Origin of the sequence: Kocuria atrinae C3-8 (assembly GCF_000286355.1) — a bacterium.
GTDB classification, from domain to species: domain Bacteria; phylum Actinomycetota; class Actinomycetes; order Actinomycetales; family Micrococcaceae; genus Kocuria; species Kocuria atrinae_A.
Map to the genome: position 1 here is coordinate 26,200 of NZ_AJXN01000098.1, position 8,150 is coordinate 34,349.

Below are 8,150 nucleotides of genomic sequence, written 5' to 3' on the forward strand. Positions count from 1 at the left end.
TGTTCACCGCTCGTGTCTTGTAAGACGCGTAGTGCAGTGAACGAAACGTGCTTTGGGCGCGCGAATGAATACGCACTGCACCAGTCTAGGCATCAAGGGCGGGCGGTTCAAGCTACCTAGAACGGGGAGATGCAATACGGGTGCTCGGATGTGGACATCAGCGACTGCAGATCGTCCAGGGCATCCAGGTTCCGCACCTTGATCAAACCGGCATAGTAGAGGGTGGATGCTTTCACCGCGCCCAGGTACAACGAACCCAAAGCGTCGATGTTCATGGCCACGTCAGCGCCGTCGGGCAACTCGACGCGAGGCATGGACTTGCCCGCGGCGTCGTCGTCGGTGCGGGGCCGATCCCCCACCCGCTCGACCACGGGCTGCTCGCCGGTCGTGTCGATCGTGTAGAGACCGTCCGCGAAGCCGAGCGAGTCCACGAGCGACACGGTGACCTTACGGTGGGAGCGGTACGGGCGGGCGGACAGTGCGGCGACCGGGTCCAGGATGCGCAGCCACAAGCGTTCGTAGCGCTTGCGCACCTCGTAGTCGGCCATATCGACCATGCCCCACATCAGCGGGTCTTCCATCTGGGCGTTGGGGTATCGCACCTCAGTGACCAGGTCCAGACCGCACAGGTACTCCCACAGGGCAATCCGCACCTGGGCGCTGGGCGAGACCAGGTCCACGACTTCCAAGGTGCCTTTGAAACCGCTGCGGCGCACGAACTTGTAGCTGACGTAGCCGTCCGCGCGCTCGTGCTCGTCGTAGTGGACCGCGGTGCGGACTTCCGGGTCGGCCTTGCCTGTGTGCCAGTCGAACTGACCGCTCACGTAATCCCACCACTTGCTCGTGCGCGTGAGGGAGCCGGGCGTGAGCTTGTGGAACTCTTCGAAGATCTGCGGTGCCAGTTCCGCCACAGCCTTGTTGTCGGCCATTTCCACACGACCCACGGACGGTGCCTTGAGTTTCAAACCGGACTCCGCCGCGACCGCGACCTCCGTGTTGAACGTGCCGGCGCCAAAACCGAACCGGCCGTAAATGGTCGCCTCCGAAGCGGTCAGCGCGGCAATCGGGACGCCTGCCTCGTGAGCCTCGGTGAGATCAGCCGTCATCATGCGACGCAGGATGCCGCGGCGGGCGTGGGTGGGACGCACCGTCACTTCTGATACCAACCACGCGGGCAACTGCTGGTCCGCGCCCAGGGTGAGGTTCGAATTCCATGAGCAGTACGTGGCAACGGGACGCTCGTCGCCCAGCGCCGCCGGGGGCACCGGATCCTCGCTGTACACGGCCCGCAAGCGAACGTGCTCACCGTGCAACCAGACAAGGTCCTTCTCAAGGGACTCTTTGGAGGGCTCCGGGCCATGGAAGCCCTGGCTGACCGCTCGCAACCACTCGACTGCCTCGCGTTCTCATCAACGCCACCCGGTCCCGCGCCGAAGCACGTCACCCGGTAAGTGTTGCCCTTGGCGCTGTACTGCTCGGTCCGAGGCTCGTTGGCCGGGTGAGTGGTCATGCGTGGATTCCTCCTGGGGGTAAGAACAAAAGTGTTTAGTGCGCGGCCTGTTGCCACGTGCGGCCGGTGCCCACGTTGACGTCCAACGGGACGGTCAGCTCGGCGGCATTGGCCATCTCTTCGCGGAGAATCTTCTCCACGGCCTCGGTCTCGCCCGGGGCCACCTCCACGATCAGTTCGTCATGGACCTGCAGCAGCACACGCGAGCGGAGATCCTGCTCGCCGAGGGCGCGATCCACACCGATCATGGCCTTCTTGATGATGTCCGCCGCGGAACCCTGGATCGGCGCGTTCAGGGCTGCACGCTCCGCGGCCTGGCGTGCGAGTCGGTTGTCGCTCGTGAGCTCCGGGAGGTAGCGGCGTCGGCCTTCGATCGTTTCCGTGTAGCCCTTCTCGCGGGCCTCGTCCACGACACCTCGCAGGAAGTCCCGCACGCCGCCGAAACGTTCGAAGTACTCGCTCATCATGGTCCGGGCCTCGTCCACCGGGATGTTGAGCTGCTGCGACAGGCCGTAAGAGCTCAGGCCGTATACCAGCCCGTAGCTCATGGCCTTGACCTTGGAACGCATCTGAGCGGTGACCTCTTCGGGGGCCACGTTGAACACGCGCGAACCCACAAAACGGTGCAGGTCCTCCCCCGCTCGGAACGCCTCGATCAGCGCCTCGTCCCCGGACAGGTGCGCCATGATGCGCATTTCGATCTGCGAGTAGTCCGCGGTCATGAGGGTCTCGAACGGGCCCTCCTCGTCCGAGCCGACCACGAACACGTTGCGGATCCGCTGACCCTGCTCGGTGCGCACCGGGATGTTCTGCAGGTTGGGATCGGTCGAGGACAGTCGCCCGGTTGCCGCCACCGTCTGCATGTAGGTTGTGTGGATCCGGCCGTCATCGGAGATCGCCTTGCGCAGGCCCTCCACGATCTGCTTGAGCTTGGAGTACTCGCGCCAGTTCATGAGCGCCACCAGGAATCGCGAACCCTGCGTCTCGGGGTCCACCCGGCCCAGCAGATCCGCCACCGCCGCGGCATCCGTGGTGTAGCCGGTCTTGGTCTTCTTGGTCTTGGGCAGGCCCAATTCCTCGAACATGACGGTCTGCAACTGCTTGGGCGAACCCAGGTTGACCGTGCCCTCAATCTGCGCCTGCGCCATCTCCTTGTTCTGGTCGATGGGCTGCTGCAGGTCCTTGTACAGCTGGTCGATCCCGGGCTTGTCGATCGCGATACCCACGTTCTCCATGCGCGCCAAGATCACCGCGAGCGGCATTTCCAGATCGAGCAGCAGCGGCAATTGTCCGTCCGCTTCCAGCAGGGCACGCAGGTGGTGGCTCAACTGAGCGCACGCGGCACCCAGGCTCGCTTCGCGGTTGAGGACATCGTCCGGTATGTCGTCCAGGCCCTTGTCCTCGCCCAGGTCCAGTTCGGTCTGCGCAGCCTTGCCCTTCTTCGACGACGCCGCCGCATCACCGACCTCGGGCACCTCGAGTTCCAGGTGCTGGGCCAGCTGCGCGTCCAGGTCGTAGCTGCGCAGTGCGGGACGCACGAGATACCCGGACAGCTGAACGTCGTCGTACACGCCGTCCAGGGTGACGCCGCGGTCCACGAGACCGTGGAACAGGTCCTTGAGACCGTCCACGATCTTGAGCTGCCGGTCGTCCTCGAGCCACTGGTCCACGGCGTTGGCCAGTTCCTGATCTGCCGCAACCAGGTCAACCACGGCCGCCGTGTTCGCGGTGAAGACCAGTGCCGTGACTTCCCCGCCCGACGCCGCCTTGGGATCCGGCAGCAGGCGCCGCACCACTACGGGTGATTCGGTGTCTTTGTTCTCTTCGAGCCACTCCTGCCACTGCTCCACCGTGGTCACGCGGTGGACCGCGCTCACCACGGGAGCGTCCGAGCTGGGCCCGCTGTCCCCGGGGTCGAAGGCGTCGAGGAGTCGGCCGCGCAGGCCGGAGCCGAATTCGAGTTCGTCAAAGACCTCGTCCACCTTGTCGGTGTCCGGAGTCGGAAGTGCCGCCCGCTCGAAGTCGATGTCGAGATCGAGGTCGGTTTCCAGTCGGTTGAGCTTGCGGTTGCGACGTACGAGGTCCAGGTTCTCGCGCAGCGCTTCGCCCTTCTTGCCGGTGATCTTGTCCGCATGCTCGAGCACGGACTCCACGGTGCCGTAGGAGGTGATCCACTTGGCGGCGAAGCCGGGGCCCACACCGGGGACGCCGGGAAGGTTGTCCGCCTGCTCGCCGGTGAGTGCGGCGAGGTCGGGGTAGTTCTGCGGGGCTACCTTGTACTTCTCGTACACGGCCTGGGCGTCCATGCGGCGCAGATCCGACGGGGTGCGGCCCGGGTACACAATGTTCACGTGGTCGTTGACCATCTGGAACGCGTCGCGGTCACCGGAGAAGACGAGAACCTCGAAGTCCTCCGCGGCGCCGCGCGTGGCCAAGGTGGCCAGAACGTCGTCGGCCTCGTAACCCTCGAGCGTGACGACCGGAACCCCGAGGGCCTTGAGGATGCGTTCGATATTGGGGACCTGGCCGTGGAACTCCTCGGGAGTCTCGTCGCGGCCGCCTTGTAATCGCCGTACTCCTGGGAGCGCAGCGTGGGGCCTTCGAGGTCGAAGGAAACAATGAGGTGGGTGGGCTGATAATCGCGGATCAGCTTGACCATGGTGTTGACGAACCCATAGACGCCCTCGGTGTGCACGCCCTCTGACGTGACGAACGCCGGTCCGTTGCCGTACTCGGCCGCACGCGAGAGCGCGAAGAAGGCACGGAAGGCCAGCGAGTGGCCGTCGATCAGCAGGAGGCGTTGCTCCGGACGGCTGACCGTGCTGGGCAGTGTGATCTCTTGAGGGGAATCCGTTTTCTCCCCGATCACCACCACGGGATCGGCGGAGGTTTCCTGGCTGGCGTTGGTCTGGGCGTCGCTCGTCTCACTCACCCGTCCATCCTAGGCGCTCATCCGGAACGGTCGGAGAGGTGAGTTGTCAGGCCACCTGATTGATGATCGCCTCGGCGACCTCGCGCATGGACAAGCGGCGATCCATCGAGGTCTTCTGGATCCAGCGGAACGCTTCCGGTTCGGTCAGGCCCATCTTGGTCTGCAGCAAGGACTTGGCGCGCTCCACGAGTTTGCGCGTGGCGAACTGTTCCTTCATGTCCGCAACCTCGTTTTCCAACGCGGAGATCTCCTCGAAGCGGGACATCGCGATCTCAATGGCCGGCACCACGTCATCCACGGTGAAGGGCTTGACACGTACGCCATGGCACCTGCCTCGCGGGCACGTTCCACCAGTTCACGCTGACTGAATGCGGTCAACAGAACCACGGGGGCGATCCGCTCCTCCGCAATCTGTTCGGCGGCCGTGATGCCGTCCATGACAGGCATCTTCACGTCCATCAACACCAGGTCAGGGGTGTGTTCACGGGCGAGGTCCACCGCGCGCTGGCCGTTCTCGGCCTCGGCCACCACGTTGTAGCCGGCGTCGCGGAGCATCTCCACGATGTCCATGCGGATCAGGGCCTCATCCTCAGCGACCACAACGGTCTTGGCGGGGGCACTCGAGGGAGCGGGAGTGGGCGCTTCGGGCGATTCCGTCACGGGGGAACTCCTTGGATAGCAGGGGAATCAAACTGAACACCGCATCAAACCACGCCATCACGACAGGTCAGGCATGAGACACGCCACACGGAAGGGCGCGCACGGTGCATTGGTCTTCAGCCTACCGCTCATCGTGTAAGCTGTTACCCGCTGCTCACAGCCATGAGTTGTGAATCTGCATAACACTTGCCCAAGTGGCGGAATTGGCAGACGCGCTGCACTCAAAATGCAGTATGGAGACATGTGTGGGTTCGAGTCCCACCTTGGGCACCAAATGATCCCCGGAACAGACAGCTGTTCCGGGGATTTTTCGTGCGCACGCGTGCGACGTCGCACGCGTTCCAAGTGCCCTACGAACCCTCCCCCGCACCTCATGTGTCCTTAGAGCCCTTCCAGCTCCCCCAGAAGGTCCTAGCGGCGCATCAGGTGTAACGAGGGGTTCTGAAGGCGCCCAGAATGTGAGCGGGCGGTGGCGAAATCGTGGCGAGGCGGCGTCGTCGGCGGAATCCCGGTGTGGCCGTGGCTGGTACCTAGGTGCGGCGACGTCGTCCGCGGAATCCAAGTATGGCCGCGGACGGAACCTAGGTACGACGTGGGCGTTGGCGGAATCCCGGTGTGGCCGCGGACGGAGCCAGGTGCGGCGACGTCGTCCGCGCCGATCGGGAGCGCAAGAAGAGTGAAGTGCAGGGTTCTGGGGCCCGCAATGATCCCGAGGAGTTTTCCAGAACCCACGGCCGTGAGCATCTGGGGCAGAGAAACCCACGGCCGACATCTGGGGCCGAGGTTCGCCGCTCAAACCCCGTCAACGCTACGAACCTCTGCCAGGAATGCCAGACGAAGGCTCAGGACACGAACCCGTGCCCCGAATGTTCATCAGGCTGAGTGACGCCCACCCAGGTGCCTCACGCAGCTCTCGGAAGCATAAGCGTTTCTCGTGCACACGCCAGGCGCTATTGGAACCCTTCATCACGGCTGACGTTTCGTAAGAACCCTCTTAGAGGCGCTGAAGGGTTCTAGCGACGCACCAAGTGTGCTGCACGGTTCTGACGGCGCACCACATGTCATGCAGGGCCCGGAGGCACCGCGGGAAGGGCACCGAAGGACGGGCACGGAGGGAAGAGCACCGAGGGAAGGGACACCGGCACGAGAATCCAGGGCCGGCCAACATGAACTCCACCGCCCACACAACGACGGCGACCCGCGCACCTGAGTGCACGGATCGCCGAGGTCATTCACGCTGCGGAACTAACCGATCACGCTCACGCCACGCGGCGGAACCGGGAAGGGATTCACGCCACGGGCCGACACGCTCGTGTGCTTCGCGGACGGGAGCCTCGCCGGCGTCGTCCAGGTCGCCCACGCGGTGGACCTTGACCAAGTTGGTGGAACCAGCCACGCCCGGAGGTGAGCCGGCGCAGATGATCACCAGATCATCGGTGCTGGCCAGACCCTTTTCGAGCAGGTAGTGGTCGACCTGCTTGGTCATTTCATCCGTGTGGTGGACCTGCTTGACCATGATGGGGTGGACGCCCCACAGCAGCGACAGCAAGGCCATCACATTCTGCACGGGGGTGAACGCCAGGATCGGGCGGCTGGGACGCAGGCGCGACAAACGGCGAGCCGAATCACCGGACTGGGTGAACGTACAGATGTAGTTCACGTCCAGCTGGCGGGCCATGGTCACGGCCGCGCGGGTCACGGCGCCGCCGCGGGTGCGGGGCTCGGTGCCCAGCGGAGGCATGCGGTCCATGCCCTGGGTCTCGGTGGCTTCGATGATCTTGGCCATCGTCTCGATGGTCTGGACCGGGTACTTACCCACGGAGGTCTCACCCGAGAGCATGACCGCATCCGCGCCGTCGAGCACGGCGTTGGCGCAGTCGGAGGCCTCGGCGCGGGTGGGGCGCGGGTTATCGATCATGGACTCGAGCACCTGGGTGGCCACGATTACGGGCTTGGCCCAGCGGCGGGCCAACTCGATGGCGCGCTTCTGCACGATCGGCACGGCCTCGAGCGGGAGTTCCACGCCCAGGTCACCACGGGCGACCATGATGCCGTCAAAGGCATCGATGATCTCGTGGAGGCTGTCCACCGCCTGCGGCTTCTCGATCTTGGCGATGACCGGAATCTTGCGGCCCTCTTCCTCCATGATCTCGTGCACGCGGGAGATGTCCTTGGCGTCACGCACGAAGGACAGCGCGATGATGTCCACGCCGCGCTGCAGCGCCCAGCGGAGGTCGTCCTCGTCCTTGTCGCTCAGCGCGGGGACGTTCACGGCCACACCCGGGAGGTTGATGCCCTTGTGGTTGGACACGGGCCCGCCCACGATGACCTCGGTCTCCACGGTGTTGTCGGTGACCTTGGTGGCCTTGAGCGCCACCTTGCCGTCGTCGATCAACAGCGGATCGCCAACATTGACGTCACCGGGCAAGCCCTTGTGGGTCGTGGAGGCCAGTTCCTGGGAACCCTCGACATCATCGGTGGTGATGGAGAACGTGTCCCCCACCTCCAGGTTGTACGGGCCGTTAGCGAATGCGCCCAGACGGATCTTGGGGCCCTGCAGATCGGCGAGGATGGCCACCGTGGTTTCGAGTTCTTCGCTGGCCCGTCGCAGGTTCTCGTAGGAGGCATTGTGAACGTTGTGATCACCGTGGCTCATGTTCAGGCGAGCCACATTCATTCCGGCCTGAATGGCCTGGGTGACGTGCTCGTACGAGGAAATAGCCGGGCCAATGGTGGCCACGATCTTCGCTCGACGCATGGGTGAATCCCTTTCGGTCGGAGACTACAGGGGGAATACAGCAAAATGGCCGCGATGAAACAGCGCGAAGCTGCTCCAGCACGGCCACTTTGCCGGAATTCACTGCCCAGCTTAGCAACGGGGGCAATGGATTGATACGGCAAGGTAGGTGGTTCGCCCGGCTTTAGCTAAAGGCTCAAATCAATCGCCCGTTCCGACGGCGTCACGGGCTGCGGCAAACGCGTCTGCCCGGTCAGGTGACGCTCCACCTCGGCGGCGCAGGCACGACCCTCGGCGATGGCCCAGACCAC

The 8,150-nt window shown here is 64.4% G+C and carries 2 protein-coding genes, 1 tRNA gene and 2 pseudogenes; 1 reads left to right on the top strand and 4 read right to left on the bottom strand.

The window, feature by feature from the left end; all coding sequences use genetic code 11:
• Positions 1–116: 116 nt before the first annotated feature.
• From YO9_RS0110630 to YO9_RS0110640, 3 genes and pseudogenes are all read right to left on the bottom strand, one after another.
• Positions 117–1,385: a GNAT family N-acetyltransferase gene (locus tag YO9_RS0110630; protein ID WP_223286414.1), complete on the bottom strand. Its 1,269-nt coding sequence runs from the start codon at positions 1,383–1,385 to the stop codon at positions 117–119.
• Positions 1,386–1,545: 160 nt separating this feature from the next.
• Positions 1,546–4,442, bottom strand: a pseudogene (gene polA, locus YO9_RS0110635) (DNA polymerase I).
• Between the two features lie 46 nt (positions 4,443–4,488).
• Positions 4,489–5,102, bottom strand: a pseudogene (locus tag YO9_RS0110640) (ANTAR domain-containing response regulator).
• 188 nt (positions 5,103–5,290) lie between these two features.
• Here YO9_RS0110640 and YO9_RS0110645 point away from each other — a divergent pair.
• A tRNA-Leu gene (locus tag YO9_RS0110645) sits at positions 5,291–5,375 on the top strand.
• Between the two features lie 955 nt (positions 5,376–6,330).
• Here YO9_RS0110645 and pyk read toward each other — a convergent pair.
• On the bottom strand, positions 6,331–7,860 hold the full coding sequence (pyk, locus tag YO9_RS0110650) for a pyruvate kinase (protein ID WP_016997454.1): 1,530 nt from the start codon (positions 7,858–7,860) through the stop codon (positions 6,331–6,333).
• Positions 7,861–8,150 lie beyond the last annotated feature (290 nt).

What these genes read in the sequence shown, in the direction of transcription:
- pyk (WP_016997454.1), bottom strand. Translation starts at nt 7,860, where the DNA reads ATGCGTCGAGCGAAGATCGTGGCCACCATTGGCCCGGCTATTTCCTCG.